Source organism: Mesorhizobium sp. LNHC229A00 (assembly GCF_000502415.1).
Classification (GTDB): domain Bacteria; phylum Pseudomonadota; class Alphaproteobacteria; order Rhizobiales; family Rhizobiaceae; genus Mesorhizobium.
Window position 1 is genome coordinate 40,504 of record NZ_AYWQ01000021.1, and the last position, 26,668, is coordinate 67,171.

Sequence of the window (26,668 nt, forward strand, 5' to 3'; positions counted from 1 at the left end):
CGACTTATTGCCTCATGAGAGGCGCTCACTGGCCTGGTGCCGTTGAGCTGGACGGCCTCGTTCACCTAGCTCTCCATGGAGAATTTTTGGAAGAGGAGTTAGGCCGCGTGATCGCTCGCCCGTTTTGGATGTGAGGCATACGGAGCTACCACAGATCGCAGGGCATGTTGCCCATGCTTCGTTTCATTGGCGAGGAGCGGCTTAATGCCATTTCTCTTACTTGCCGTTGGCGATGTTCTTTTTCATTGCGCCTCGCTTCCTCTGCGTACCTGCCCGGGTGAGTGGACGCGGGCCACTGCGGCCTCACAGGTCGCCCTGATCTCTTCAACTTCGGTCGCCGTTAAAGAATCTATCCCGATAAAGCTGTTCTTCCCGTTACTCACGCGCACAAGCTCGTCAAGCTTAGCCTGTACCGCTGCCCCATCCCGGTACTGTGTGTTCTGGATCAGGAAGACCATCAGGAAGGTAATGATCGTCGTCGAGGTGTTGATGATGAGCTGCCAGGTTTCAGAAAAGCCGAGGGCAGGTCCGGAGCAGCCCCACACCGCGATCACCGCGATACAAAGTATGAATGTGCTCGGCCGACCCGCTCCACGAGCAACGGCGTTCGCAATTTTTCCGAATGTCTTTTCCACTCAAAGTCCCGGCCGGTAGGAACCCCGCCTAAGCGGAATTCTTCAATTTATTGGGCCGCCGCTTTTTTCCTAGCGGCCGATTTGGACTGACCAGATTGGCTTTTTGAGCCGGCGTTCTTTGAGTGGGCTGCCATAGCCGGGGCGGCTCCGGTCTTCTTGGCCGCGCTCGCCTTCCCACTCGATGCCTTCTTCGTAGCTGCCTTCCTGGGGGTGGCCTTCTTGGCAGGCCCCTTCTTCGCTGCCTCCTCGCTGGAGGAAAAAATGCCACCTGCGGCGGGGCAGGGACGCCGCCGCCGAGTTCCTGCTCCGTCGTGTACTAAAGTACAGCCGTCGGGCACGCAGGGTATTTGCCGGGTCGAGTTATCGCTGAATATCACTCGACCGTTCCGACGAGTTTCAGGGCAGCTGAGGAGGCGAAGGGACGCACTGGGGCCCTTCGTCGCCTTGAAAACTGCCGGCCGGCCTTTCCATTCTGCGCTACTTCCGATGTGCCAGGCGGTAGCGGGCCGCCTTGGCGCGGTTGCCGCAACTGTCCATCGAGCACCAGCGCCTCGGTTTGGAGCGGCTGTCGTCAATGAAAAAGCCGCCGCAATTGTCAGCCTCACATCGCCGGATGTCGTTTCCTGAGGGGAACAGCACCAGCATGGCAGCGGCCGCTGCTGACCGGCGCAGCGGCAGGTATAGCCTTTCGTTTGCCGACGCGGATTGGAGGTTCAAGATGTCGCCAAGGCAAGCCGGCCCGCCCGCCTGCCCTATCGCCTTATGAAAGCTGCGCAGCGCAACGGCTTGCGAGGCGACCCCATGGCCGAAGTTTTTCGCACAGACATTGAGCCACGATTTGAGGGCGGCGCGTAGCTTTAGCACCTCGAGATGCACATCGCGGGCGACGCGTGGGTAAGTTACGGCACGACGCTCGAGGACCCGCCCTTCATTTTCCGACAACAACAGGGCCGGAATGCAAAAAACCAACAGATCTTGATAGCTCGGTATGCAGTCGATCTCTGCCCCGTCGCGCCAGTGTAATGTGTTAGCAAGGTCAAGAGCGGGCGCACCACCTAGCATGCGCATAGGGCCGCGCGGCGAGACATAGGTCCGGACAAATTCCGTTGATTCCATCATCGTCAATATGTAACCTGATAAATGGTTACTCAAGAGGGCAGAAGGGTCAAATGAAGAAGCCTCTGTTGACGGTCTTGTCCTGGTTTGCGTTTGCAATCACTGCCCACGCAAACGACGATGTCCTTTATCGCTCAAGCGTGATCGTCACCGGAGATCGTGAGGAAACGCGCGTCCCTGCCATCCCGGAGGGTTTCGCACTGGCAGCGCAAAAGCTGACCGGAAATCCCGACGTCGTGCACAATCCAACCTTCGCTTCGCTGGCGACCGGGGCGCCTGCCATGGTTTGGTCCTACACCTATCATGACCGCATGTTCGGCAGGCCAATTCACGACGAGCAGGGCACACGCGATCGCCCTTTCGATCTCACGTTCCAGTTCGACCGGAAGCGAATGGACCATGCGATGGCGCTGCTGGGCGAGAGGCCGTGGTTGGGGGCGCGCCCAAAGCTGGCGCTCGTCGTCGAGGTTACCGATATGGCACGCAGGTATGTACTCGCCGCCGATGGCGTCCACGGATCGGACCTGCGCGCAAGCTTTGAAGATGCTTCGGCCCGCTTCGCGATACCGATCATATTTGCGAAAGAGGCCGATGTATCGGCGCTCGTGCTGGAAAACGTCGATGCAATACCTGATGAGAGCCTGGCCAGACTGAAATCCAGGTTGGGAGCTGACGAGATCTTGGTCGGCCACCTCGATTGGGAAACCAAAGAGCCGGGCTGGCATGCGGCTTGGCGCCTGCCACTTGGTACAGAAGATAAAAGGTGGGAGATAGCCGGCGTAAATTTCGATGCTGCCTTTCGCAACGCAATCGGAGGTGCCGCCAAGCGCATGCGACCGGCCAAATAGCGCAGGTGCCGTGACATTGTGGGAGGGCTAACCAACTTGGTCGGTTCCACTCTCAATTAAGAGGGGTCTGCCAAATCGGCTCCTGTAGTCGCTTGGAGCAACCCCGAGCGATTTTACAAAAGCCCGCCGGAATGTCTCAGGATCGCCGAACCCAACCGCATGGGCGATCTGCTGGACAGATTGGCGGCTGGTCTCCAGAAGGTCTCGTGCCGTCTCAACCCGCAGAGCCTCGACGGCTCGTCCTGGGGTCTGTCCATTCTCCTTTGAATAGACCCGGGCGAAGTTCCGCGGGCTCATGGCCATGAAGGATGAAAGTGCCGGGACGGACAGATCGGCGCCAGGATTTTCCCTAATCCAAGCATGCAGACGCTCGAAGCGGCCGACGCGGTCTCTGATTTGTTGACGAAGCGCAGTGCTGAATTGGGATTGTCCGCCGGGGCGTTTCAGGTACAGGACCAACTCCCGTGCGATTGCCAAGGCTGTCGTGTGCCCGAGGTCTTCCTCAACCATTGCCAGGGCCATGTCGATGCCGGCGCTCACCCCTGCCGACGTCCATACGGCCCCGCATCGTACAAAAATGGGATCCGGCCTGACGTCGATCGCAGGAAATCGCTCTGCAAGTTCCGCGCAACGCTCCCAATGGGTCGTGGCGCGTCGGCCATCCAACAGACCGCACTCGGCCAGAATGAACGCTCCCAGACAAATGGAGCCAAGCCGACGCACGTCGTTTGCTTGTTTGATCAACCAACCCCGAAGAGAACTGGATCTTGCAGCCTCTAAGGCCGTTCCCCCGCCTGAAATCAGCAGTGTGTCGATTGTGAACTTACTGCAATGATCGAAACTGACGGTGTGGAGAGCAACGCCAGCATCCGTCTCGATCGGCCCGCCTCGTTGCGAGACAAGAATGGTACGAAATGCAGGTTCTCCGCTTGCTCGCTTGGCGTCATTGAAGACCTGCAGCGGGCCGGTGACATCGAGAAGCTTCGTGCGCTCGAACAGCAGAAAGGCGATCAGTCTTTCGCGGTGCGCATTGGCAGAATTCGAGGTCATAATGGCATTTATGCCACGAGAACCTTGTGCAATCCAGACGGCGAGGAAAGGAGGTATGATCCATGCTCGAGCTCAGGCCCAATTGCGAATGGTGTGACCGCGATCTGCCCCCGGGCAGTTCGGAGGCCCGAATCTGCAGCTACGAGTGCACCTATTGTGCAGAGTGCGTTTCGACGGTCCTGCACGACGTCTGCCCGACTTGCGGCGGAAATTTTTCAGCAAGGCCGATCCGGCCCGGTCGTGAGTGGCGCGCAGGCTCCTGTCTCGGGCTTGAGCACAATCCAGCGAGCTGCCGACGAACACACTCGGAGTGGACAGCAGACCAGGTCGCAGAGCTGGCGAGGCGCCTGCGCGACGTGGCGCCGGAGGGCCGATAGAGAAAATCCAAACACAGAAGAGATATAGCAATGCCTAAATTCCACGACTACACCTGCCGCATAGGATGGACCGGCAATCGCGGCGAGGGCACCAGAACGTATCGGGGCTACGACCGGACATGGGATATAACCACGATTGGAAAGCCTGTGATAAAGTGCTCCAACGACCCGCTGCTTGGGGGCAATCCGGCGCTACCCAACCCCGAAGATCTCCTCCTCGCATCAGTTTCGGCCTGCCACATGCTTTGGTACCTGCATCTGGGGAGCGACGCGGGAATTGTCGTCCACTCATATACTGATGAACCGGTGGGCCATGGAGAGAGCGAGCCAAACGGAGCCGGGCGTTTTGTGGGCATCACATTGCGGCCCAGGATTGAGGTCGAAAGCGGCATCGATCTTCACAAGGCTGAAGCCATCCATCATCGAATTCATGAGGTTTGCTACATCGCGCGTTCCGTCAATTTCCCAATTCTTGTTGAGGCCGATTACCGAAAATTGTGAACGAGAGAACGGCACCCCAGCGTGCGGTCTCACCCTTCAACTTCAAATGCATTGATGTTCAAGCGGCTCGGCCGCCCAATGCCGCCCAGCGCCGGGTGTCGGTCCGACGGTCGCACGGAACAAACGCTGCTAGCGGAGCGAGAGATCGGGGGCCACCGGAAGCGAGCGCTTGTGAGCGGTGCTGAAATACGCATCAAGGATACGTTGTCGCGCCGCTTCGTCGATTTCCTTACCTTCGAGGAAGTCGTCGATCTGATCATAGGTGACCCGTATGCATCTTCGTCAGGACGAAGCGGCACCAGGTTCTCCAAATCTGCGGTCGGCACCTTGTTGACGAGTTGCGAGGGAGCGCCCAGATGCGCCGCTAGCGCCCACACCCGGCGTTTGTTTAGCCCGGAAAGGGGAAGAAGGTCAGCGGCGCCGTCGCCAAATTTGGTGAAGAAGCCCATCATTGCCTCGGCCGCATGATCGGTACCAATGACCAGTCCTCGTCTGGCAGCGGCGAGGGCGAACTGGGCGATCATCCGCTGACGGGCCTTTATGTTGCCCAGCAGGAAATCCTGCCGACGAGCATCGCCAAGCTCCACGCCAGCCGACCTGATCGAGTCGAGCATTGCGTCGGCCGCCGGTTTGATGTCGAGCCTGTGCGCTTCGTCCGCTCCGACGGTGTCGAGTGCCCGCTGGGCGTCCTTCTCATCGGCCTGTGTGCCATACGGCAGTCGGACAGCAAGGAATTTGGCGTCGTATCCTGCGCCCCGCAGTTCGCTTACGGCTCGTTGAGCCAGAAGTGCCGCCGCGAGCGAATCCACCCCGCCGCTTATGCCCAGCACATACGTACTGAGGCCGGCTGCACGCAGGTACCCGCTTAAAAAGTCGATGCGCCGGCGGGCCTCCACCGCGGCATCGAAACTCGCAGCGACGCCCAAGGCGCTGATGATCGCTTCTTGTTCTTTCATGTTCCTTGCTGCTCCTGTGTTCCAAGGCAGTCGTGGTGCCGCTTCCGGTTTGGCGACCCGGTCTTAGCCTGTGTGGCAAACCGGAAAGTGTTTTGATAGCCGAGCCGATGCCCTCAAGCCAGGGCGGTGGCTCATCACCTTGCCCGAAGAGGGCTGCTGGTCATTTCAAACCTGCGTCAAATCAGGCGATTGGAGGTCTCGCAGTGCGTTGACGCCAACCTCGATCGGGAGTTTGTACGGTGTTGATTAAGCTCGCCCGTGAAATAGCGAGGTCACTGAGGAAGCTGACGACCATCTTCGCCTGCTCCGACGTACAGGAATAGAACCGCCGTTTGCCTTGGGTGCGGGATTTGACAATGCCGAGTTTGGCCATTCCGCTCAAATGCTGTGAAAGGGCGGTCCGTGACGCACCAATTAGAGAGACCATCTCCGACACCGATCTCTCACCATCCATCAGATGCAGAAGGATCAGCAACCGCTTGCTGAAGCCCATAGCTGCGAATAGCCGAGAGGCAGCGGAGACCTGGCTTAGCGAAGGCCGGCCCTTAGTAGCGAACCGCTGCTTGTGGTAAAAGTTACGTTCGAAATAGTATCCAACGGGTCTGAAGGATGGAACCGTGGGAAATTGGCATGTTCGTCAACGAGAGTGCGCGCGTGCACAAGGAAGGGCGGCGGCACAGATTGATGATCTTCGCTGGACCATCGGACAGCGCGTCGCGTAATCGAGGAATCCCGCAAGCTGCTAGATCGGCTTGCCGGCGAGTCAGACACGATCGGCCGGTAGATCCAAAAAGAAAAGGCCCGGCGCTTGGTCTGCACTGGGCCTGTTTGACATGTACGAGCTACTTAGCATGTCTGCGAAATAGCGGCTCGGCGATTAAGGGGCACGCGGGGCAGAACCGCCGAGCATGGCTGGCAGCGACGCCAGCCCTAAAACCAAGCTAACGTTTTGGCTGCCGAGCTGGCGTCATTCGAATAAACGAGCCGGGCAAGTCTCAGCGCACCTCCCCAGACAGCCACGCCGCCGCGCGCCCACAAGGCACACCGTCAAGCACAGGCTCATTGATCGGTTGGGTCGCGTGGCCGGCGCGGTAGCTCTCAGGCGCTAATGATCTACGGGACTTTCCCCAAGCTGGCATCTACACCCGCGTGTAGCTATCCAGCCCTAGGCGTAGCCGCCGCCCGCCTAGATGCCGTGCCCAAGCGCTGTCGCTGCCTCCCGGTTGAAGAGTGAAGCCTCTTCTCCGGTATTGAAGGGGCGCTGGCTGTGCCATCTGGTTTTAGGATGACGGCCAGGAAGGGGAAACCCTTCGCAGGTGGACCATACACGATGAACGCCGGGTCTTTGCTCATGCCCGGGTGTAGCACCCTAATGGGCGCTAACCGCCATTGCTTTTGCGAGGCACTGGTCTGCCTCGAAGATCCCATCTCGGCAAGATATTGTCATCTACAAGGCGGTCTTCGGTGGATAGGCTCGGCGGCGTTAAATGGGCGGTCGCGCCGATCTCGCCGAGCCATTCATCATAGCCGGAGTTCATTTGAGCTTTCAAATCGTCCGGCTGGTTTATCCCGGATCGAAATAGGATCATGAGCCGCCGTCTGAACTGCTCTTTTGCGGGGTGCCATGCAGGGATACCAGCCTCGTTGCAGTAGTTGCTGAGAACCCTGGCGAGCATCGAAAGTTGCGCAGATTCGGCAGAGCCATTGTGAAACATCGCTTTTTCCCTTGTAGGGCGAAAGCATGATTGTCACTTCCAAGCGTCCGATTGCCGGTAAATCTCACGGGCGACCAGGGCACCGTACGCCCTATTGAGGCAGATAGCGAATCTACCTAGCCATTCGGATTTGTGAGCGCGTGGCGGACCTGAAGGCCGCTTGGCCGGCGGTGTAGCTAAAGCGTCGGCCGACTCTCCACCCCAGTCAAGTTATTTGTTGCCAGAAATACTAACAAACATATGCTCGCGTCGTCGCCCGCCGTTCCGGCATACAGACGTGCTTTCGCCCAAAACGGGGATGAGAGCTATGTGTGAATACTGCAAGAGCCTTCGGTCGTTCGAGCACACTATCGATCGCGACTGGTCGGAAGCCACCGACTCTCGGCTGATCGCCGCGATTAGACTCTTGGCCGCTCCTACCGGGCCCAGTCGGCGGCGGCCGACAATTTAGTCGCACTGACGCTGGAAACAGCCATCAAAGAAGCGGACAGCCGACCAGCACAGATCAGCCTCGTCAAATGGCTACGTAGCATCATGGCGCGGTATCAGTTAACGCCTCGCGGCCCAACAACATGAACGGGGAGCGAGTAATGTTGCTGGCTGGTCGTGATAATAGGGCAACCGCTATCTCGTGGTTGCGAGCAAAAGGAGCGGCTACTGCAACCAATTTGAGCCTGAAAAGTTGGGAACCTCATCATCGTCGAGGAGGGTCTGACCTTGAGCGCTTTCCTGCCTGTGCGGATTGCATTTATGAACCTCCAAACGACGACGGCCATCTCGTCGGTGGCCGAANAGGCAGGAACCTGCCGGCAATCCGTCGCGTTTGCAGCCTTTGTCAAAGCCGCGAGAGATCAGGACATGGTTGTTTCAGATCAGCCGAGTGAGGCGCTCAAGCGCCTAGACGTGCTGGCACGCTCCATCTATGCCCAGGATCGCCAGTTGCCGCGCTCGGTTTGAGTGCGCGCCCTGCGACCCCGGAAGCCCCCGCCCCTCGGCAGAAAAGCGCGGGCCGACCAAGGTCATCCCGAACGTTGGCCAGCAGCCAGCCGCTGAAGAACCGGGCGCGCGCTACACAATTAGCTGGCGCTGAAACAGTTCCCGAACGCAAAAAGGCGTCACCCCCGAAGGAGTGACGGCTAATTCCTGGATGCTTAGCCAGCCGTCTTCGAAATCACCGTGAGGGCTGTTACAGTTCCGAGCCTCACACGCCTCACTAACGTCGGCTTCTCGTAAATCTTTTTCATCGCTCTCCCCTTTGCAACAACATCTGCCGACCATTTCCAAGCCGCCGCTAAAATGAAAAGGCCCGCCACCGTGAGGCGGCGGGGCAAGGTCTGGAGTGCTGGGATCAACCAGCATGGCCTAGGGTGGCTTAGGGAAATAGGGACACTGGAGACCTCCTCAATCCCGATCTCGTAGGATGACTCCCTCCTTCTCGGCAGCCAGCCTAAAGAGCTTTCGGACCTCCTCGGGTGTCGCTAGATCAATCAGAGCGGCCATGCAAACGCTCACCGCACGGTTCCAGTGGGGTCCGCGGTTGCCACTTCAGCAGTTCCGAGTAGGCAGCCTCAACGTTGTTGAGGTGGAGCTGAACCCCGGCCTGGGTGGTCCTTATGGGGACCGGTGGAAGAACCAATGGATGGCGATGGTGGCATTCTTTTGCTGGCAAGTTCATGGGCGATCTCAGCCTTGTCAAGGTTCTCTAGCCGGGCCACCCAAGGATCAGGCAGAGTTAGCTCCACGCCCAGGCCTAGGACTCTCGGGAGCTGTGTCCGAAAGTCCCTCGACCTGAGGAGCCGCAACCAGGCGTAATGCTCGGTTGAAACCATGAGGAAGCCCCCGACGAACCCGCGCCCCCAACGTTTAGTCGCCAAAAGGGTTCCACAGCGGGTGACCAGATGGCCGGCACTATGCGGCACAGCACGCGGGAGCCATAGCGTGGGAAGCAGAACCCCTTGCTCAGCAGCAGCCTCGCGGAAGGCGTCTCGGAGGACCTCGGGTCTGACCTTATGATCCAGCGCGTCGAGGCAGAGGTCCGCAGCTATCTGCGGCTTACGGCCGCGTTTGGACCACTTCAGGAGTTCCGTGATGGCTCCCTGGACATTGTTGCAATTGTAGCGATGCCCGACCTCCGTCCTAACAGGGACGTTGGGGCTGAACCAAAGGAGCGACATCTAGTTTCCCCTGTGCCGAGGCAGCCAAAAGGAATGCTCTCCCGGCATCCTGAGCTGACGCCCTATCCGCCATTGCAGCCGTGCATATGAGTGCTGCGTAGGCCGCGCCTGGAAGGCATCCAGGGCCTCGCCGGCATCCAAGGTCCTCAGGGCATTCAGGGTCCAGCAGGCAACACAGGTCCGCAGGGCAACACCGGCCCCACGGGCAGCCAAGGCCCAACCGGTGCTGAAGGTCCCATCGGGCCTGACAGGCGGGGCTGGAACCCGCGAAATGATCCGGAGGGCACGTATGCGCCAGCCACGGCCACCCCGAAGGACCTCGTCGGCTACCCAGAAAGTTCGAAAGCTTCCAGGAACCCCAGCCAAATTGGATGCCTCGTCAACGACACATCCCCACGAGCTTGTGCATTTGCCGCAGACGCGGCCGTTTCCGCAAGTAAATCAAACGGTTGCCTGAAGACTGCGCGGATCTCGCCGCGATTCCATTCGCAGTTCGACAGCACCAGATTCAGCAGTCGTTTTTTCTCATTTGGGGCCTGACGAGTGAACATTTGGCTGGCGTTGCGGGCTAGCTCAAACAGTTGAATTCCATCGTCCGTGTATGATTCTTGCGCCTCGCCATGGCGCTCTATCTCACGCAGCAGGCGCGCTTGTTCGACGCGCCATTGCGCCGACATGCGGTCGTAAAAGGCATTGTCGATGCGACGGTCGAGCTTGTCCAGGTACATGGCGTTGAGGCGGTCTTCGAGACGCTTGTACTGCGTCTGACACCGCTCGATCGCCTGTTCCTGCTCCCGCCGCTCATCTGCATGGCTCGCCTTCAGCGCGTCGCGTACCCATTCCAGAACGTCCTCATCGAAATGGAGTTGGTCCAGGAGGCCCGCAAAGGTCTTATCCAGCACCTCCTCGCGAACATATTTGCGACGACAGTCGGCATAGCCGCCCCGGCCTTTGTCCGCATGTCCCGTGCAGTCGTAGTAGATGTATTTCCCCTTCTTCTTGACCTCCGCTACGACCGCACAGCCGCACTCAGCGCAGGTCATGAGACCCGAGAAGGCGAACTCATAACCATAGGAATGGATAGGGGTCGCGTTCCGGCCTGCCAGGACGCCCTGGACCCGCTCCCAGAGGTCGATCGATACCAGAGGCTCGTGTTTGCCCTGGTGCAGCCTGCCATTCCATTGAAACAGGCCCGTATAGAGCCGATTGCGCAAAATCGTGTGCACGGTACTGACCGGTACTGGGTTGCCGCTCTTTGGATGGATGAGGCCGTCGCAATGCGCCGCCTTCGTGAGCGCCTTGAGTGAATACTGGCCGGTCGCGTAGCGCGTGAATAGCTTGGTGATAGCCGACGCTACCACCGGGTCCGGCTCGATGACCTTCTTACCGTCCTTGGCCGTGACATTGAGATAGCCGAGCGGCGCCTTGGACGGCCAGATCCCCTGTTCCGCCTTTTCCATCTGCCCTTTCCGGGCTTCCTCAGAAAGGTTGTCGATGTAGTTTTTGGCCATCAGCACCTTGATGCCATGCATGAACTTTTCCGAGGATCGCGAGTCTCGCGACAACACCACGCCTTCCTTGGCGAGGTGGATCTCGGCTGCAAGGCAACAGCGGCGCAACGGTTTTCAATGACAACGCGCCGTTGTCTTACGGAAAGCTCACATCCTCTCCAAAACCAGAGGCAATCGCCTGGGCGCAAATGTCCACGCGCGTGCGAAGGCGGTCGCCGAGTTTCTCGACCATGTACCCGTCGACAAAGCTGTAGCATGCGTCACCCGCCGCAAGGCGATGATTTCCAGCGGCTGAGTCGCTGATTGCGTCGGCCGCTCGATGCGTGGCGTGATCGCTCCCTGTCGGCTCATATGACCGATATGCAACACCATCACGCGAGGCGGCAAGCATTTTGCCGGCGGACAGCCAGGGTCGTGCGCGGCAAGAATGCCCCCGCGCTACGCCGCCGCGATCCGTTGCACAAAATCCAGAAAAGCCCGCACTTTTGCCGGCGGCATGTGGCGTGACGGATGATAGGTGTAAAGCGGAAACTGCTCGTCGGACCATTCCGCAAGGATCGTCGTGAGCGCCCCGCTCTCAAGCCACTCATCGAGGCCGATAGCAAGACTCTGGAATATGCCTTGCCCAGCGAGACCGGCCGCGACGGCAGCGGAGGGATCGTCCATGACCAACCGCCCCGACGCCTTGATCTCGATAACTCCGTTATCCCCTCGGAATTCCCAGGTAAACGGCCGCCCGGTCTGCGGGTCGCGAAATAGGATGCAATCGTGGTGCATCAGGTCGTGGGGCGTGGCTGGAATGCCGTGACGGTCGAGATAGCTTGGGGCGGCACAGGTCAGCACCGGTACGTCCAGCAGTTTGCGCGCGATCAGCGAGGATTCGTCCGGCGGACCGAAGCGCACGGCGACATCCGCGCCGCTCATCATCTCTTCGCGATAGTTGCTGGTGGTCAGATCGAGGGACAGTGCGGGGTAGCGTGCCAGGAATTCACCGATCCTCGGCGCCAGCACCATTCGCGCGAACCAGGGATCGATCGAAACCCTGAGCCGTCCGCCGACGAATGCCGCCGAACCGGCGGCTTCGGAGGCCGCCTCCTCCAGTCCGGCCAGCAGCGGCATTATCCGGGCATGGAAGCGGGCGCCCTCCTCCGTCAGCGTGACCTCGCGCGGATTGCGGTCGAACAACCTGACACCGACGCGTTGTTCGAGCCTCGCCACCGCACGACTGACCCCCGATGGCGTGAGACCGAGAACATCTGCGGCCCGCACAAAATTGCCCGCTTCCATCACCGCCCCGAAAACGCCGACCCCGGTCAACAACCGCGTGTCGAAACTCATGCCCTCTCTCCTTTGCAAGGCCGGTGATCTCAAACGTCCCATCATGATGATTTTGAGTCATCTTATCTTTGATTTTATTGCGCGTGAATCATCGCATCGCTTCCCATAGATGATTTTTGAGCGCCCGGACGGCGCAGCGGCACACCGGACCGCGGGAGTCTCCGGCCTTGCAGAGAAGGAATTCATCCATGAATGCGATCTCACGCAGAAGCCTGTTGGCGCGCGGCGGCCTTTTGCTGGCGGTGGGCGCGGCCGCCGTGAATACGCCAGTCCACGCACTCGCGGCCAACCCGCAAGCGCGGTCCGGCAACTTCAAGTCCATCGACATGGCCATGGATCAGGCGGTGCGGGACGGTACCGTCGCCGGCGTCGTTGCCACCGCGGCAGGACCAGACAGCATGATCTACGAAGGAACCTTCGGAAAGGCCAATACCGTCACCGGAGCAACGATGCGCACCGATACGGTATTCTGGCTACTGTCCATGACGAAGGCTTTCACCGCCACGGCCTGCATGCAGCTAATCGAGCAGGGCAGGATCAATCCCGAGGACGATGCGGCGAAATATCTGCCACAACTCGCCAATCCGATGGTGTTGGAGGGTTTCGACAGCGACGGCAAGCCGCGCCTGCGTCCGGCCAAGCGGGCCATCAAGGTGCGTCACCTGCTCACACATACCTCCGGCTATACCTATTCGATCTGGAGCGATGCTCTAACCCGATATGAGAACGTCACCGGCATGCCGGACATCGCCACATGCAAGAACGGCGCCTTCCTGGCACCGCTCGAATTCGACCCCGGCGAACGCTGGCAATACGGCATCAGCATGGACTGGGTCGGAAAGCTGGTGGAAGCGGTCAGCGACCAGTCACTGGAAGTCTATTTCCGCGAGAACATCTTCGCCCCGCTCGGCATGACCGATTCAGGCTTCCTGATCGGAAGCAAGCAGAAGGCCAGGGTCGCCACCTTCCATAACCGTCGCGAAGACGGCGGCTTTACGCCCGCGCCCTTCGAAATGCCCCAGCGGCCGGAATTCTTCATGGGCGGCGGCGGCGGCTTCAGTACGCCGCGCGACTACATGGCCTTCCTGCGGATGCTGCTGAACGGAGGCACTCATAAAGGCGTACGGGTGCTGAAGCCGGAAACGGTCGAGTCGATGATGCGCAACCAGATCGGCGACCTCGACGTCCATGCCATGAGGACCGCCCAGCCTGCCTATTCGCAGAGCTTCGACCAGTTTCCCGGCGAGCCCCACAAGTGGGGATATTCGTTCGACATCAACACGCTGCCCGGGCCGAACGGTCGGTCGGCAGGCAGCATTTCCTGGGCCGGCCTGCTCAACTGCTATTTCTGGCTCGACCCGGTCAGGAAGGTGACCGGAGCCATCTTCACCCAGCTTCTGCCCTTCTACGACGAAAAGGTCGTGAAGCTCTACGGCACATTCGAGCGCGGCCTCTACGACAGCCTCGCCTGATCAATCCCGACCTCAACACCAGGAGACATATCATGTATGCGATTACAGGAATTACTGGCAAGGTCGGCGGCGCGCTGGCGAACGCCCTGATCGATGCCGGAGAACCGGTCCGTGCGGTGCTGCGCGACCCCGCCAAGGCGGAAATCTGGCGCAAGCGAGGTTGCGAAATCGCCTTTGCCGAGATGGACGCCGCCGCGCAGCTTGCTGCCGCCTTCAAGGGCGCCACTGGCGTGTTCATCCTGCCGCCATCGGAATTCGACCCGGCGCCCGGCTATCCGGAAGCGGCGAAGCAGAATGAGGTGCTGACGACCGCTCTCCTTGCTGCCCGCCCGGAAAGAGTCGTCTGCCTCTCCACCATCGGCGCCGACGCGGAAGAGGACAATCTGTTGAGCCAGCGGACGATGCTGGAACAAGCCCTCGGCGAGCTCGATCTTCCCGTCACCTTCCTGCGGCCCGGCTGGTTCATGGAAAATGCGGCCTGGGACGTCGCGCCGGCCCGCGATGAAGGCGTGCTGCACAGTTTCCTCCAGCCTGCCGACAAGACCTTCGCCATGGTGGCGACGCAGGATATCGGCCGGCTTGCCACAGATCTGATCCGCGAGCAATGGATCGGCAAGCGGGTCGTGGAACTGGAAGGCCCCGCACGGGTCTCGCCCAACGATCTCGCCAATGCCTTCGCGTCGGTGCTCGGGCATCCGGTGCGGGTGGAGATCGTCCCTCGGGAAAGCTGGGAGGACCTGTTCCGTGCCCAGGGTACGCGTAACCCACAGCCGCGCATGCGCATGCTCGACGGCTTCAACGAAGGCTGGATCGACTTCAAGGCAGACGGCGAAAACCGTGCCATGGGCACGACGTCACTTGAGCAGGTGATCGAAGCGCTGGTCCGGCAGGCGGCCGCGAGCGAGACCGCCTGAGCCCGCCGGGAGAACGGGCGGCGGACGGCTTCTGCCTCTGCCGCCGCGTCCCTCGCAAATTGAAAGGAACGATCATGGAAACGGTTGAAACTCAAGGCGTCGCCATCCCCCGTCTGGGGCTTGGTACATTCCGGATGCCGGGCGATGCCGCCCGATCCGTGGTCGAAAGCGGGCTTGCCCTCGGTTTCCGACATATCGATACGGCAGCCATGTACGACAACGAAGCCGCCGTCGGGACCGCACTCGCCACTTCCGGCTTGAAGCGTGCGGATCTCTTCATCACCACCAAGGTCTGGCACGACAAGCTTGCCCCCGACGCCCTGCGCCGATCGTTCGATGCCAGCCTCGGCAAGCTTCGTCTCGACCATGTCGATCTCTTTCTGGTCCATTGGCCGTCGGCGAACATGAAGATGGGTGCGACGTTGGAAGCGATCACCAAACTGAAGGAAGAAGGGCTGGCCCGCGCCATAGGCGTCTGCAACTTCAACATGCCCATGATCCGGCGCGCTGTTGAGGATATCGGCGCCCCCATCGCCGTTCATCAGGTGGAATATCATCCGTTCCTGTCGCAGACGCCGATGCTGGATTATCTTCGTGGCAAGGGTATTCCGATGACCGCCTATGCGCCGCTTGCGCAGGGTCGGGCCGCAAAGGATCCCGTCCTCGCCAGGATCGGTGAAAAGCACAGCGCCACCGCCGCCCAGATCGCCATCGCCTGGCTTCTGGACCAGGAAGGAGTCATCGCGATTCCCAAAGCCGCTCACCCCTCGAGCCAGATAGCCAATCTCGATGCGCTCAACATTCGCCTCGACGATCAGGACCGCGCGACCATCGCGGCTTTGCCGAAGGACCTACGTTACGTGGACCCTCCTTTTGCTCCAAACTGGGAGGCCTGAAACGCAGGTTCGTTAATCACGGCTAGGCTCAAAGGATAAGGAGGCGCATTACCGCCCGGCAGCATTGGGGCCGCCGTTCAAAAGGTAGCACGCTTGGAAGTTCGCGCTGACGCGCTATCTGGCGCATGTGTCAGAAGTCGCTGCCTTCAAAGCTATCCAAAAACCGAATCTAGTGTCCCACTTTGTCCATAAGCAACCGCAATTCGGGCTGACGCGCGACGCAGTAAGTTCGAAAAGCTTCCAGGAACCCCAGGCAAATTGGACGCCCGTCGGACAATAAGGGTCATGGATATCACGGCGAACGTCCGCAATGGAGCGGTCAATATCGTCGGCAAAAGAGCGTCCGAATAGGGCTGTCGGCGGCTCCGTCGTGGGACGAAAAAAAGAAGAGAAGCAGAACTTTCCTGTGCGATTTTTGCACACGGTCTCTCGCAACTATGTGATATTACTTAAACTGCCGAGAGCTTCTTCAAGATCGTCGAGGGCACAACGGCACGGGTGGTGATCAACGCCGCGGATGAAGCAGATCATCCCAGTGATCGAGGATCAGGGTGGTGTTGACGGCGCCCCGATGTGCTTTGAAAGCCACCGAAGGAAAGCCAACTGGCCAAGGCTCTTCGGGAACTCGGCCGCATCGAGCGATCGCTTTTCATGATCGAATGGTACTCGAGCTCTGACACTGCGCCGGCGCTGCCAAGCCGGCCTCAACAAGGGCGAAGCAGCGCACAAACTCAAACGCGCCGTCTTCTTTCATGGGCGTGGCGAACTCCGCGACCGGTCGTTCGAAAGTCAGGCATTCCGCGCATCGGGCCTCAATCTTGTCGTCAGCGCGATCGTCCACTGGAACACTGTTTATCTCGACCGCGCGGTCACAGAGCTCAAACGAGCGGGAAGGAACATCCCAGATACGCTGTTGAAGCATATCTCGCCGCTGAGTTGGGAGCATATTAACCTGACGGGCATCTACACCTGGGACGGCGAGCAGCATCTCCCGGAAGGCTTCAGGTCGCTCCGCCTCCCGGCACGGCTACTATGTGCCGCATAACGTTCCTGCTCCGTTCGACCTTAGCGTACGACTTCGAACTGCTCTTGTTCCGACCCCGAGATGCTCAAGGGACATGTCACAGCCGAGCGGTTCTTCGAGCAAGTCAGCATCGACTTCGTCAAGAGGCATCGTCCGACCTCCATCCGGCGGCCGCCAAGCGTCGAGGAGGTCGCGAACTTTCATCGCGAACCAAGATCCGGGCGATTTCGTTTGGGGTCACCGATCCAGGACCGATTTTCCAGAAGATCATTCTTCGCTCTTGAAAAACTGCCAATTGGCAGTATATTAGTTGCCAAATCACAGGAGCTCGGAATGGCTGTTGCCCACGCTGCGCGTGACTTCGGAACGATAAAGCCGCCGGCCAATCTTGCGGACGCCGCTTCGCGGCAACGGCTTACACCGGCTGCGGTGACCGGCGTCGTCCGCCTGGCAGATTTGTGGCGGCTTACAAGCACAGAAATTTGCTCCCTCATCGGTGATGTTTCGGAGCGAACCTGGTTTCGGATGAAGAAGGGAGAATGGGACGGAGTCCTGTCTCAGGATTCCTTGACGCGGATCAGTGCTCTTGTTGGTATCTTTAAGGGATTGCGGCTGCTGTTCTCGGAACAGCTGGGTGATGAATGGATACGGCTGCCCAACAAGGGTCCACTCTATGGCGGCCGGCGTCCTCTCGATATAATGATCGAAGGGGGCATCCCCAAACTGCTGCAGGTCCGCCGTCATATCGATGCATTGCGTGGCGGACTTTGAATGAGACTTCCGCCGCGCGCTGACATTTCTCAGCGTGACACCGTCAGACTGATCCCAACTGGCCGACTCAAGGAGCCTGTCCTGCTTCCTCTGGCAGAAAACCACGGCGCCATGGAGGATCTGGCCGAGCTAGAAGGCGCCACCAGCGGTCGCCTGCAGGCCCAGGAAGGTGGGCTGCCCGACCTTGACCCGCGCGAACTGGTATTCGGGCGGCCAGGGCACAATTTTATCAATGCGGCATTCGCCTATACGAGGCCGGGCGGCAACCGCTTCAATGATGACGACCGCGGCACCTGGTATTGTGCCTTTGACGCGGAGACGGCATTGGGCGAGGTCTCGTTCCACTTGACGCGCGAGCTGCAGGCGATCGATCGGTTCGACAATGTCACCGACTATGCGGAGCTGGTTGCTGATTTTGTCGGGTCGTTTCACGATTTGCGCGGGCCAGACTCTCATACCGATGCGGTGCTGCATTCAGATCCGGCCACAGCGTATCCGGCGGGACAGGCTCTGGCAAAGCGCCTCCGAAAAGACGAACAGGGGATTGGAATCGTCTACCCGTCAGTGAGACATCAGAGCGGCACCTGCCTCGCCGCCTTCTATCCCGATCTCGTTCAAAATCTCAGACAGGGTGGCATTTGGCGTCTTCAATGGCAGGGGTCGCCCACACCCACGATTGCCAGCCTATGAACTCGGACGCAGGTGTCGTTCAAAAAGCCCGTCTGCGTCCGGTCCATCATCGTCGGAATTGCCCGCTCCAACGAGGGCGAGCATGATGTCACCGCCAGCAGCTTTTGGCGGACAATGGCGGGCCTCACGAGGCTGTCGTAACATTTGCGCCAGGACCGTCGATCAAAGATTAGTTGGTTGCGTATTCATTGGCCTCGAAAACATGATGATGCACGCGGCCGGTGAACATCTTCAGCAGTTCGCCGGTTACGTCGCGGCTCTGGAACCTCACCTCGGACTGGAGGGCGCGGTTGCAGCTATCCATGTCAGGATAGCTGATGGCGAGCGCCATGGCGTAGGCGGGGGCGCCCTCGTCCCGCGCCGTTCCGTCCAGGACGCGCACCTCTTCCGCGCCCGGAAACTGCGTCCACAGCGGCACCAACCGCTCCCTCACGAAATGCCGGAACTCACTCTCCCGTCCGGCGTGTATCTCACCTTCGAAGAGAGCGTAGCGAATGATCATGACGATGGTTCCTGATTTTCTTGCGCTTGGACATTGGAGATCCGCCTTTGCGAACCAATGTCGCGGATGCCGGCTTGCGGGCGCATCGCGTGATGCGCCCGCGTTGGAGAATGCCTATTTGCCCCAGATTTTCTTGTACCCGTCGCGGTAGCCGTTGCCGGGGTCGAACGCGTTCTTCGGGCCGCCGTCGAACTCGACATTGTCGGCCGTCACCACATGCAGTGGCGACTGATAGCCCGACCATTTTTCTCCGGCGATGGCGCGGTTCAATTCGTCGACCAGTTGCCAGCCCTGCAGGTTGAGCGGCTCGGCCACCGTCACCTTCTGGAACTGGCCGGCGCGAATGCGCTGATAGGCCGATTCCGAACCGTCGCCGGCGGCGACATTGATCGGTGCGTCGGTGCCGGCTTTGCCGGCCGCGGCAAGTGAAGGGCCCATGAAGTCGAAATAGAGATCGTTGATCGCCAGCGAATGCGTCCAGGCATCGCCGTATTTCTGCAAGAGCGAGGTGGTGAGCTGCGGCATGCGCTGCGAAGTCTCGGCGATCGGCGTGTCGACATATTCGAGCACCTTGCCGCCCAGCCGCTCGATCTCCGCCTTCATCTTGTCGGCCTTGGCGATGGCGATGGCGTAGGTCGAATCGGTGAAGATGACGACGCCGGGTTTGCCCTTGGCATCGGCATAGGCCCAGTCGGCCGCAGCCGTCGAGACCTGCATGGCGTCGGTCGAGACGTTGGCGAAGACGCCGCTCTTTTCGTCGGGGCCGATCACCGGTCCGGCATGCCAGGAAACCAGCGGGATGCCGGCGGCCTTAGCCTGTTCCAGCGCCGGCGCCTGCTCGACAGCGTCAAAGCCGTTGATGACGATGCCATTCGGCTTCAGCGCCATCGCCTGGCCGAAGGCTGCGGTGCGGCCGCCGATCGAACCGGCGCCGTCAATCACCTTGACCTGCCAGCCGATCGCCTTGGCCGCTTCCTCGACGCCGGTGGTGACGCCGAGAATGCCGCCATTCTTGAGATCGCCGGCGAGCACGACGATCGTCTTGCCCGGCTGCGCCTTCGGACCGGTGGTCGGGCCGTCCCAGGCCGTGACTTTCTGCGCATATTTTTCGACTACCGCCATGGCGTCGGCCATCGCGTCCGCCCGTGCCTGGCCGGCGAACAGGACCGGAGCAGCGATGGTCATGGCCATCAAGGCGACGGATGATTTTAGAAATGTTCTGCGTTGCATGTTGGTACCTCCCTTGGTTTCAAAAAAATAGTCTGGTCTTCCGGAACTCGACTTCGGGCGCCAGGTCACTGACTGACATGCCCAGCCACCGGGCCCAAACCGGCTGGATGCGCGTTGACATAGATGGAATAAAGCGACGTCTGCGCGGTGATGTAGAGCCGGTTGCGCTTCGGACCGCCGAAGCACAAATTGGAGACGATTTCGGGGACCAGGATGCGCCCGATCAGCGTCCCGTCCGGCGCGTAGACGCGAACCGCATCGGCACTGGAGGCCCAGATGTTGCCATCGCGATCGACGCGGAACCCGTCGAAAAATCCTGCCTCGCATTCGGCGAGCGTGCCGTGCGACCGCAGCGAGCGTCCGTCCACGGCGACATCATAGGTCTTGATCGCCCGCGGCAGGCCCTGAACATGGCTTGCGCCGGTATCCGACACAAAGAGGATGCTCTCGTCGGGTGAAAAGGCCAGCCCGTTCGGCTGCACCAGATCGGTAATGACGGCTGCCACGTCGCCGGTTACTTCGTCGAATCGGTAAACATGGGACGCGCCGATCTCCGGCCGAGCAATCATGCCTTCATAGTGGCTGTCGATGCCGTAGACCGGGTCGGTGAACCAGATCGTCCCATCGGATTTGACCACCACATCGTTCGGCGAATTGAACCGCTTGCCATTGATGGCTTCGACAAGCGGCTGCCAGCGCCCGTCATGCTCGAGCCGGGAGATGCGCCGGCCACGATGTTCGCAGGCGACGACGCGGCCTTCGCCATCAAGCGTGTGGCCGTTCTGGTTGTTGCAAGGGGTTTCGAAGACACTGACCGAGCCGTCGCTCTCGTCGTAGCGCAACAACCGGTCGTCAGGGATATCCGACCACAGCAAATGCTTTGCTGAGGGAACGTAGACCGGCCCCTCCGCCCAGCGGCTGCCGGTCCACAGCCGTTCGAGCTTGGCATGCCCGATCGTCAGCTTTCGGAAGCGGTCGTCCAGAATCTCGTAGTCGCTCATGTCATGGACCCGGGATGGTTCGGCTGGTCAGTTCGAGGACTGCGCCACGGTCTTGGTCCTGGCCCGGAGCGCGGCGCCGCGCTTGCGCTGGGCGTAGCCGGCGATGCCGATGGCGACGAGCAGCGTCACGCCGTTGAACAGCGGTTCGACGAAGAACGAGCCGCCGAACTGCTGGATGCCGGAAATGCCGACCGCCAGGATGACGACGCCCGTCATCGTGCCCCAGACATTGACGCGTCCCGGCTTGATGGTGGTCGACCCGAGAAAGGCACCGACCAGGGCCGGCAGCAGATATTCCAACCCGACGCTGGCCTGGCCGATGCGCAGCTTGGAGGCAAGCAGCACGCCTGTCAGCGCCGTCAGGAAACCCGATGAGATGAAGGCGCCGATGACGAAGCGGCGCACCGGAATGCCGTTCAGCGCCGCGGCCTTCGGATTGGCGCCGATAGCATAGACGTAGCGCCCGATCGGCAGATATTCGAGGATGGTCCACAGCGCGACGGCAATCGCCAAAACATAGAGGCCGGTGATCGGCAGCCCGAACACCATCGTGCCATTGAGCGCGTAGAACCCGTTCGGCAGCACGCCGACAACCTGCCGGCCGCCAGTGTGCCATAGCGCCAGCGCGTAGAGCATTGTGCCAGTGCCGAGCGTGGCGATGAACGAGTCGATACGGGCGATTTCGACCAGCAGTCCGTTGAGGAAGCCGGTCGCAGCACCCAGAAGCAGCACGATGATCACCGCCAGCGGCCACGGAACGCCGAACATGGTCTGCAGGCTGATGGCGAGGATGTGCCACAGCACGATGCCGTAGCCGACGGTGAGGTCGATGCGCCCGGACGCCATCGGGATCATCGCCGCCAGCGACAGCAGCGCGATGATCGCCTTGTCGGATATGATCGAGCGCAAATTGAGCAGCGTCGGAAAGGTGTTCGGCAGCAGGATCGAAAACAAAAGGATCAGCAGCGCCGTCAGGATCACCAACCCGTAGACCGGCAGCAGCCGGGTGATCTTCTGCCCCAACGATAAACCCGCCATTTCGCCGCGGGTCGGTTCGAGTGCGCTGGATTCGATCGATTGCATGGGTTCGCTCCCAGAAAAATCAGGCGGCTTCGGAAGCCGATGCCGCGGTAATCACGGCGGATGTGGTCAGGTTGTCGCCGGTGAGTTCGCGCACGATCTGTCCGCGCGAAAACACCAGGGCGCGGTGGCAGATATGGGCAATCTCCTCGAAATCGGTCGACACCACGACAACGGCGAGGCCGGCTTCAAGCGCGCGGCCGATCAGCCGATAGATCTCGGCCTTGGCGCCGACATCGACGCCGGCGGTCGGATCTTCTGCGATCAGCAATGTACGCCCGGTGTGGAGCCATCGGCCGACGACCACCTTCTGCTGGTTGCCGCCAGACAGGGCCTCGATCGGCAGGTTCGGATCGTTGGGGCGCAAACCAACCGAGGCACCGATGGCTTGAGCGAGTGCTGCTTCCTTGTGCGTCGCCAAGAAGGAAAACAGGCTGCGCTTGCCGGCGCCGGGATTGAGGAAACTGTTTTCGCGGATCGACAAGGAGGCCGCGATCGATTCCTCCGTCCGGTCGCGTGCGATGAGGCCGACGCCGGCCGACATCGCAGCGATCGGGCTCGACAGATCGGGCGTAACGCCATTGATCGTCACCGAGCCGGAAAAGGCCTGGCAACCGAACAGCGTCCGGCCGACCAGCTCCTGCCCGGCGCCACGCAGTCCGACCAGGCCGAGCAACTCGCCCTTGCGCACGTCGAACGACACCGGGCCGGCTCCGGCGCAGACCAGGTCACGGACAGTGCAGACCGTCTGGCCGGCCTGCGTCTGAGCCTTGCTGAAAACCTGGCTGACCGGACGGCCGACGATCATCTCGACCAGCTCGTCGGGTCTGGTGTCGGCGACCTTCTTCTCCCCGACCAGCCTGCCATCGCGCAGCACGGCGACGCGGTCGGCGATGCGGAAAATCTCGTCGAGGCGGTGCGAGACATAGATCATGCCGACGCCGCGTTGCTTGAGCGGACGGATGGCGTCGAACAGGCGGTCGACCTCGTCGGCCGGTAGGCTGGCGGTCGGCTCATCGAGCACCAGCACATCGGCCTCGGTGGCAAGGGCGCGGGCGATGGCGACCAGCGATTTCTCGGTGCGGGTCAGATCCTGAACGCGGGTCGTCGGATCGAAATCGCAACCGACCAGCTTCAGCGCCTCGTGCGCCCGCTTTTCGGTGGAGCGCCAGTCGATGAGGCCAGAGCGCAGCGAAAATCCCTGGGCGAGACCGACATTTTCGCCGACGGTCATCCATTCGATCAGACCGAGATCCTGGTGAATGAAGGCGACGGACTGGCGCTGGTTCGGCCGCGGCGGGCGGTGGTGATAGGGCTCGCCGCGAAACAGGATGCTGCCGCCATCGGGGCGGTAGATGCCGGCCAGCGTCTTGATCAGCGTCGACTTGCCGGCGCCATTCTCGCCGAGCAGTGCCAGGATCTCGCCGTTGTGCAGATCGAGCGACACGTCGGAGAGCGCGCGGGTGCCGCCGAACTCCTTCGTAATCGACTTGAACTCGATCAGTTTTTCTTCAGTCACGGAGCGTTCCTCCCGAGATCGCCAGAGAATGTTATCGATAACATTTCTGAGCGTCAAGCGACAATATCAGGCATCGAAGCTTAGCTGGTCTTGCCGTCGAGCAGGCGCATCATTTCGGCCGAATCCCTTGGCCCCAGTCCAGCGGCGCAGAGCAGGCGGTGGATCTCGACCACTTGCCCGGTCATCGGCATCGGCGTCTTGGTTTTCAGCGCAAAGGCCTGCAGCGAATCCAGGTCCTTCAGCATGTTGTCGATGCGACCGGTGGCTGAAAAATCGCGAGCGGCGAATTTTGCCATGAACTCCTGCATGATGCTGGAATCGGCACGCCCGCCCTTGAGTGCGGCCGGAATTGCCTTCGGATCGACGCCGCCGGCTTCGGCGAGTTTCACCGCCTCGGCAACGGCCTGGAACAGCACCGCACAGAACAGCTGGTTGATCAACTTGGTCGTCTGCCCTGCCCCGCTCGGCCCCATCAGCGTGTAGTTGGCGCAGAGATGTTGCATCACCGTGCGTGCGCGTTCGAAATCTGCGGCGTCACCGCCCGCCATGACCGTCAGCCGGCCGGCCAGCGCGCCGGGAACGCCGCCCGACAGCGGGCAGTCGAGCCATTTCATCCCGGTCTCGGCCGCGAGCTTCTTCGCCATTTGCGCAGTGTCGGCCGGGTCGATCGACGACATGTCGATCAGCAGTTTGTCGGATGATGCCGCGGCCGCGACACCGGCATCGCCGAACACCCCCGAACGCACGATATCGGCATGGTTGAGACTGAGGATGACGAAGTCGTTCGCTCGTGTTGCCTCGGCGACCGACGCCACGGCAGCCGCGCCCTTCGCGGTCAGGGCGGCGACCTTGGCCTTGTCCAGATCGAACACCGTGACCGCCTGCCTGGCCTCGATCAGGCGGGTGGCGATTGCCGACCCCATGATGCCGGCGCCGACAACGGCGACTTTTGCAGCTTGCATCATCTTAACGAGCCTCTTTCCTTGATCTGGCGGTGGCGATCCCAAAGGCGCCCAGCCCTTGCAATGTGGCATCGGCAATCCTGTCGATGGGGGCGTCGATGTCCACTGTAACCACCAGCTTTTCGTCGCCAGGATGTTCCAGCGCCGCGAACTGGCTGTCGAGCAGCGCCGGCGGGAAGAAGTGGTCGCGACGCGCGGCGAGCCTGGCTTGCAGCAGCGAGCGTGATCCGTCCAGGAATACAAAAAACAGCGGCCCGCCCGGCACATGGCGAAGTCGATCGCGATAGGACTTCTTCAACGCCGAGCAAGAGACGACGAGCCCGCGGCCCTCCTCACGCGCCTGGCGCAAGGCCGCGCCGACCAGGTCCAGCCACGGCCAGCGATCGTCGTCGGCAAGCGGTATGCCCGCCGACATTTTTTCGACATTGCCGCGCGGATGCAGCGTATCGCCTTCGACGAAGGCGATACCAAGCCGCGCGGCGATCTCGACGCCAACTTCGGTCTTGCCGCAGCCACTGACGCCCATCACGACAATGAGCGCGGGTTCAAAGACAGGTCGTGATGCCACCGTCGACATAGAGCGTGTGTCCATTGACAAAGGATGAGGCCGGTCCGGCCAGAAACACCGCCGCCCCGACCAGTTCGCCGACGTCGCCCCAGCGTCCTGCTGGCGTGCGGTTGGTCAGCCAGGCTGAAAATTCGGGATTGTCAACCAGCGCCTGGTTGAGCGGCGTCTTGAAGTAGCCCGGCGCGATGGAATTGATCTGCAAGCCATGCTTGGCCCAGTCGGCGCACATGCCGCGCGTCAGGTTGCGCACCGCGCCTTTCGTGGCCGTATAGGGCGCGATGTTGGTCCGCGCCAGCTCGCTTTGCACCGAGGCGATGTTGATGATCTTGCCGCGCTTGCGCGGGATCATGTGCCGCGCCACCGCTTGCCCGACAAAGAACACGCTGGAGATGTTGGTGCGCAGCAATTCGTCCCATTTGTCAGCGGGAAAATCCTCAAGCGGCATGCGGAACTGCATGCCGGCATTGTTGATGAGGATGTCGATGGCGCCGATCGTCGCCTCGATCTCGGCAACGCCATTGGCCACCGCCGCGTGATCGGTGACGTCGAAGGCTGCGCTATGGGCCTTGTATCCCTTCGCCGCCAGCGCATCCGCGGCTGCTTTGACCTTTTCGCCGCTGCGGCCGTTGAGCACGATTTCGGCGCCGTGCTGCGCCAGCCCCTCCGCCAAGGCCAGCCCGATGCCCTGCCCCGAACCGGTGACCAGCGCCCGCATGCCGGTCAAATCGAACAACGAACTGCTCACGTGCTCCTCCCGAGGAATGTCCCTGAAGCGGGATACGATTTCCGCCGCGCCGCCGTCAGTGCCTATTGACATGAATGTTATCGATAACATAGTCAATGGAAAAATGCAGTTGCGCGGGAGACGATGCCGTGACCGACATATTGATGACCGGTCCCTATCCGGACTGGGACATGGCAGACCTCGAAGTCAAATATCGCGTCCACAAGCTTTGGCAGGCTGACGACAAGGGCGCACTGATCTCAAGCCATGCCGGCGCTATCCGCGCCATTGCGACGCGCGGCGAGCTTGGCGCCAGTGCCGCGCTGATGGCGAAACTGCCGATGCTCGAAATCGTCTCCTGCTACGGCATGGGCACCGACGCCATCGACCTTGTCTACGCCAGGGGAAACGGCATCCGCGTCACCAACACCCCCGACGTGCTGACCGAGGATGTGGCCGATATCGGCATCGGCCTGCTGCTCGCCGTGGCGCGCCAGATTCCTCAGGCCGATGCCTATGTGCGCGATGGCAGCTGGCGTCAGGCCAACATGCCGCTGGTGACGCGCGTTTACGGAAAAAGGCTGGGCATTGTCGGCATGGGCCGCATCGGCAAGGCCATGGCCCGGCGCGCGGCTGCCTTCGACTGCGAGATCGCCTATTTCAGCACCCGCAAACACGACGACCTGCCTTACGACTTCGTCAGCGATCTGGTTGAGATGGCACGCCAGAGTGAGTTCCTGATCGTGACCCTGGCCGGTGGCGAAGGCACCAAGAACATCGTCGATGCACAGGTTCTGGCAGCGCTCGGGCCGGACGGCATTTTGATCAACATATCGCGCGGCAGCACCGTCAACGAGATCGCGCTGCTTGCCGCGCTGGAATGCGGTGCGATCAAGGGCGCCGGGCTCGACGTGTTCTGGAACGAACCGAGGATCGACGAGCGCTTCGGAAAGCTCTCCAACGTTGTGCTGCAACCGCACCATGGCAGCGGCACGGTGGAGACCCGCAAGGCCATGGGTCAGCTGGTTCGCGACAATCTCGCGGCCCATTTCAGTGGGCAGACCTTGCTGACGCCGGTCGTCTGAGAAAGGATC

The 26,668-nt window shown here is 60.9% G+C and carries 23 protein-coding genes and 2 pseudogenes; 10 read left to right on the top strand and 15 right to left on the bottom strand.

Annotated elements, in window-relative coordinates:
- Positions 1 to 242: 242 nt before the first annotated feature.
- On the bottom strand, positions 243 to 635 hold the full coding sequence (locus X742_RS143840; protein ID WP_023774697.1) for a low affinity iron permease family protein: 393 nt from the start codon (positions 633 to 635) through the stop codon (positions 243 to 245).
- Positions 636 to 1,112: 477 nt separating this feature from the next.
- Entirely contained in the window at positions 1,113 to 1,754 is a 642-nt protein-coding gene (locus X742_RS1000000174955; protein ID WP_084569646.1) for a CGNR zinc finger domain-containing protein, read from the bottom strand.
- A 50-nt stretch (positions 1,755 to 1,804) separates the two neighbouring features.
- On the opposite strand from X742_RS1000000174955, the gene X742_RS143835 reads away from it, so the two are divergent.
- On the top strand, positions 1,805 to 2,599 hold the full coding sequence (locus X742_RS143835; RefSeq protein WP_023774699.1) for a DUF2066 domain-containing protein: 795 nt from the start codon (positions 1,805 to 1,807) through the stop codon (positions 2,597 to 2,599).
- Positions 2,600 to 2,626: 27 nt separating this feature from the next.
- On the opposite strand, the gene X742_RS143830 is transcribed toward X742_RS143835, so the two are convergent.
- Entirely contained in the window at positions 2,627 to 3,649 is a 1,023-nt protein-coding gene (locus tag X742_RS143830) for a GlxA family transcriptional regulator (RefSeq protein ID WP_023774700.1), read from the bottom strand.
- Positions 3,650 to 3,711: 62 nt separating this feature from the next.
- Here X742_RS143830 and X742_RS1000000173065 point away from each other — a divergent pair, with 62 nt between their 5' ends.
- Both X742_RS1000000173065 and X742_RS1000000173070 read left to right on the top strand, forming a co-directional pair.
- Positions 3,712 to 4,026 (top strand): DUF1272 domain-containing protein, encoded by a 315-nt coding sequence (locus X742_RS1000000173065; protein WP_084569647.1) that lies wholly within the window; start codon positions 3,712 to 3,714, stop codon positions 4,024 to 4,026.
- A 30-nt stretch (positions 4,027 to 4,056) separates the two neighbouring features.
- Positions 4,057 to 4,527: an OsmC family protein gene (locus tag X742_RS1000000173070; RefSeq protein WP_084569648.1), complete on the top strand. Its 471-nt coding sequence runs from the start codon at positions 4,057 to 4,059 to the stop codon at positions 4,525 to 4,527.
- A 129-nt stretch (positions 4,528 to 4,656) separates the two neighbouring features.
- Here the strand turns inward: X742_RS1000000173070 and nadE are convergent.
- From nadE to X742_RS143805, 4 genes and pseudogenes are all read right to left on the bottom strand, one after another.
- Positions 4,657 to 5,483, bottom strand: a pseudogene (gene nadE, locus X742_RS03910) (ammonia-dependent NAD(+) synthetase).
- 1,379 nt (positions 5,484 to 6,862) lie between these two features.
- Positions 6,863 to 7,198: a hypothetical protein gene (locus X742_RS143825; protein WP_023774704.1), complete on the bottom strand. Its 336-nt coding sequence runs from the start codon at positions 7,196 to 7,198 to the stop codon at positions 6,863 to 6,865.
- A gap of 2,500 nt (positions 7,199 to 9,698) precedes the next feature.
- On the bottom strand, positions 9,699 to 10,904 hold the full coding sequence (locus X742_RS143815) for a recombinase family protein (RefSeq protein ID WP_084569659.1): 1,206 nt from the start codon (positions 10,902 to 10,904) through the stop codon (positions 9,699 to 9,701).
- A gap of 417 nt (positions 10,905 to 11,321) precedes the next feature.
- Positions 11,322 to 12,221, bottom strand: coding sequence for a LysR family transcriptional regulator (locus X742_RS143805; protein WP_023774710.1), 900 nt, complete (start codon positions 12,219 to 12,221; stop codon positions 11,322 to 11,324).
- Positions 12,222 to 12,409: 188 nt separating this feature from the next.
- Here X742_RS143805 and X742_RS143800 point away from each other — a divergent pair, with 188 nt between their 5' ends.
- From X742_RS143800 to X742_RS143780, 6 genes and pseudogenes are all read left to right on the top strand, one after another.
- Positions 12,410 to 13,693 carry a serine hydrolase domain-containing protein gene (locus X742_RS143800; RefSeq protein ID WP_023774711.1) on the top strand — a complete coding sequence of 428 codons (1,284 nt, stop codon included), beginning with the start codon at positions 12,410 to 12,412 and terminating at the stop codon, positions 13,691 to 13,693.
- A gap of 32 nt (positions 13,694 to 13,725) precedes the next feature.
- Positions 13,726 to 14,607, top strand: a complete 882-nt coding sequence (locus X742_RS143795) for an NmrA family NAD(P)-binding protein (protein ID WP_023774712.1) — start codon at positions 13,726 to 13,728, stop codon at positions 14,605 to 14,607.
- A 74-nt stretch (positions 14,608 to 14,681) separates the two neighbouring features.
- On the top strand, positions 14,682 to 15,503 hold the full coding sequence (locus tag X742_RS143790; RefSeq protein WP_031248448.1) for an aldo/keto reductase: 822 nt from the start codon (positions 14,682 to 14,684) through the stop codon (positions 15,501 to 15,503).
- A 588-nt stretch (positions 15,504 to 16,091) separates the two neighbouring features.
- Positions 16,092 to 16,548, top strand: a pseudogene (locus X742_RS1000000173090) (Tn3 family transposase); the annotation flags it as partial.
- Between the two features lie 60 nt (positions 16,549 to 16,608).
- A complete protein-coding gene (locus X742_RS1000000176040) occupies positions 16,609 to 17,298 on the top strand; it encodes an antitoxin Xre-like helix-turn-helix domain-containing protein (RefSeq protein ID WP_023774715.1) in 690 nt (229 codons plus the stop codon).
- A 111-nt stretch (positions 17,299 to 17,409) separates the two neighbouring features.
- The gene (locus X742_RS143780; protein WP_245275619.1) at positions 17,410 to 17,988 is read left to right on the top strand and encodes an RES family NAD+ phosphorylase; all 579 of its coding nucleotides are present in this window, start codon (positions 17,410 to 17,412) and stop codon (positions 17,986 to 17,988) included.
- Between the two features lie 169 nt (positions 17,989 to 18,157).
- Here X742_RS143780 and X742_RS143775 read toward each other — a convergent pair whose 3' ends face one another.
- The 8 genes from X742_RS143775 to X742_RS143740 form a co-directional block, all read right to left on the bottom strand.
- On the bottom strand, positions 18,158 to 18,490 hold the full coding sequence (locus X742_RS143775) for a hypothetical protein (RefSeq protein ID WP_023774718.1): 333 nt from the start codon (positions 18,488 to 18,490) through the stop codon (positions 18,158 to 18,160).
- Positions 18,491 to 18,604: 114 nt separating this feature from the next.
- Positions 18,605 to 19,720 (bottom strand): substrate-binding domain-containing protein, encoded by a 1,116-nt coding sequence (locus X742_RS143770; protein ID WP_031248450.1) that lies wholly within the window; start codon positions 19,718 to 19,720, stop codon positions 18,605 to 18,607.
- A gap of 65 nt (positions 19,721 to 19,785) precedes the next feature.
- Positions 19,786 to 20,721, bottom strand: a complete 936-nt coding sequence (locus X742_RS143765) for an SMP-30/gluconolactonase/LRE family protein (RefSeq protein WP_023774720.1) — start codon at positions 20,719 to 20,721, stop codon at positions 19,786 to 19,788.
- Between the two features lie 27 nt (positions 20,722 to 20,748).
- Positions 20,749 to 21,804 (bottom strand): ABC transporter permease, encoded by a 1,056-nt coding sequence (locus tag X742_RS143760; RefSeq protein WP_023774721.1) that lies wholly within the window; start codon positions 21,802 to 21,804, stop codon positions 20,749 to 20,751.
- 19 nt (positions 21,805 to 21,823) lie between these two features.
- Positions 21,824 to 23,320 (bottom strand): sugar ABC transporter ATP-binding protein, encoded by a 1,497-nt coding sequence (locus X742_RS143755; protein ID WP_023774722.1) that lies wholly within the window; start codon positions 23,318 to 23,320, stop codon positions 21,824 to 21,826.
- Between the two features lie 80 nt (positions 23,321 to 23,400).
- Positions 23,401 to 24,282 (bottom strand): NAD(P)-dependent oxidoreductase, encoded by an 882-nt coding sequence (locus X742_RS143750; protein ID WP_031248452.1) that lies wholly within the window; start codon positions 24,280 to 24,282, stop codon positions 23,401 to 23,403.
- Between the two features lie 4 nt (positions 24,283 to 24,286).
- Positions 24,287 to 24,859, bottom strand: coding sequence for a gluconokinase (locus tag X742_RS143745; protein ID WP_051407725.1), 573 nt, complete (start codon positions 24,857 to 24,859; stop codon positions 24,287 to 24,289).
- Complete coding sequence (locus X742_RS143740; RefSeq protein ID WP_031241675.1) at positions 24,828 to 25,565, bottom strand: SDR family oxidoreductase; 738 nt, start codon at positions 25,563 to 25,565, stop codon at positions 24,828 to 24,830. Before X742_RS143740 ends, X742_RS143745 begins: the two co-directional genes overlap by 32 nt.
- Before the next feature lie 125 nt (positions 25,566 to 25,690).
- On the opposite strand from X742_RS143740, the gene X742_RS143735 reads away from it, so the two are divergent.
- Positions 25,691 to 26,659 carry a 2-hydroxyacid dehydrogenase gene (locus tag X742_RS143735; protein ID WP_023774726.1) on the top strand — a complete coding sequence of 323 codons (969 nt, stop codon included), beginning with the start codon at positions 25,691 to 25,693 and terminating at the stop codon, positions 26,657 to 26,659.
- The last annotated feature ends 9 nt before the right edge of the window (positions 26,660 to 26,668 follow it).

Coding starts and splice junctions, on each gene's coding strand:
- X742_RS143830 (WP_023774700.1), bottom strand. CDS start 3,649: ATGACCTCGAATTCTGCCAATGCGCACCGCGAAAGACTGATCGCCTTT.
- X742_RS143835 (WP_023774699.1), top strand. CDS start 1,805: ATGAAGAAGCCTCTGTTGACGGTCTTGTCCTGGTTTGCGTTTGCAATC.
- X742_RS143805 (WP_023774710.1), bottom strand. CDS start 12,221: ATGAGTTTCGACACGCGGTTGTTGACCGGGGTCGGCGTTTTCGGGGCG.
- X742_RS143760 (WP_023774721.1), bottom strand. CDS start 21,804: ATGCAATCGATCGAATCCAGCGCACTCGAACCGACCCGCGGCGAAATG.
- X742_RS143765 (WP_023774720.1), bottom strand. CDS start 20,721: ATGAGCGACTACGAGATTCTGGACGACCGCTTCCGAAAGCTGACGATC.
- X742_RS143825 (WP_023774704.1), bottom strand. CDS start 7,198: ATGTTTCACAATGGCTCTGCCGAATCTGCGCAACTTTCGATGCTCGCC.
- X742_RS1000000173070 (WP_084569648.1), top strand. CDS start 4,057: ATGCCTAAATTCCACGACTACACCTGCCGCATAGGATGGACCGGCAAT.
- X742_RS143745 (WP_051407725.1), bottom strand. CDS start 24,859: ATGTCGACGGTGGCATCACGACCTGTCTTTGAACCCGCGCTCATTGTC.
- X742_RS143775 (WP_023774718.1), bottom strand. CDS start 18,490: ATGATCATTCGCTACGCTCTCTTCGAAGGTGAGATACACGCCGGACGG.
- X742_RS143790 (WP_031248448.1), top strand. CDS start 14,682: ATGGAAACGGTTGAAACTCAAGGCGTCGCCATCCCCCGTCTGGGGCTT.
- X742_RS1000000173065 (WP_084569647.1), top strand. CDS start 3,712: ATGCTCGAGCTCAGGCCCAATTGCGAATGGTGTGACCGCGATCTGCCC.
- X742_RS1000000174955 (WP_084569646.1), bottom strand. CDS start 1,754: ATGATGGAATCAACGGAATTTGTCCGGACCTATGTCTCGCCGCGCGGC.
- X742_RS1000000176040 (WP_023774715.1), top strand. CDS start 16,609: ATGCTCAAGGGACATGTCACAGCCGAGCGGTTCTTCGAGCAAGTCAGC.
- X742_RS143780 (WP_245275619.1), top strand. CDS start 17,410: ATGGAGGATCTGGCCGAGCTAGAAGGCGCCACCAGCGGTCGCCTGCAG.
- X742_RS143740 (WP_031241675.1), bottom strand. CDS start 25,565: ATGCGGGCGCTGGTCACCGGTTCGGGGCAGGGCATCGGGCTGGCCTTG.
- X742_RS143800 (WP_023774711.1), top strand. CDS start 12,410: ATGAATGCGATCTCACGCAGAAGCCTGTTGGCGCGCGGCGGCCTTTTG.
- X742_RS143815 (WP_084569659.1), bottom strand. CDS start 10,904: ATGCATGGCATCAAGGTGCTGATGGCCAAAAACTACATCGACAACCTT.
- X742_RS143795 (WP_023774712.1), top strand. CDS start 13,726: ATGTATGCGATTACAGGAATTACTGGCAAGGTCGGCGGCGCGCTGGCG.
- X742_RS143770 (WP_031248450.1), bottom strand. CDS start 19,720: ATGCAACGCAGAACATTTCTAAAATCATCCGTCGCCTTGATGGCCATG.
- X742_RS143750 (WP_031248452.1), bottom strand. CDS start 24,282: ATGCAAGCTGCAAAAGTCGCCGTTGTCGGCGCCGGCATCATGGGGTCG.
- X742_RS143735 (WP_023774726.1), top strand. CDS start 25,691: ATGGAAAAATGCAGTTGCGCGGGAGACGATGCCGTGACCGACATATTG.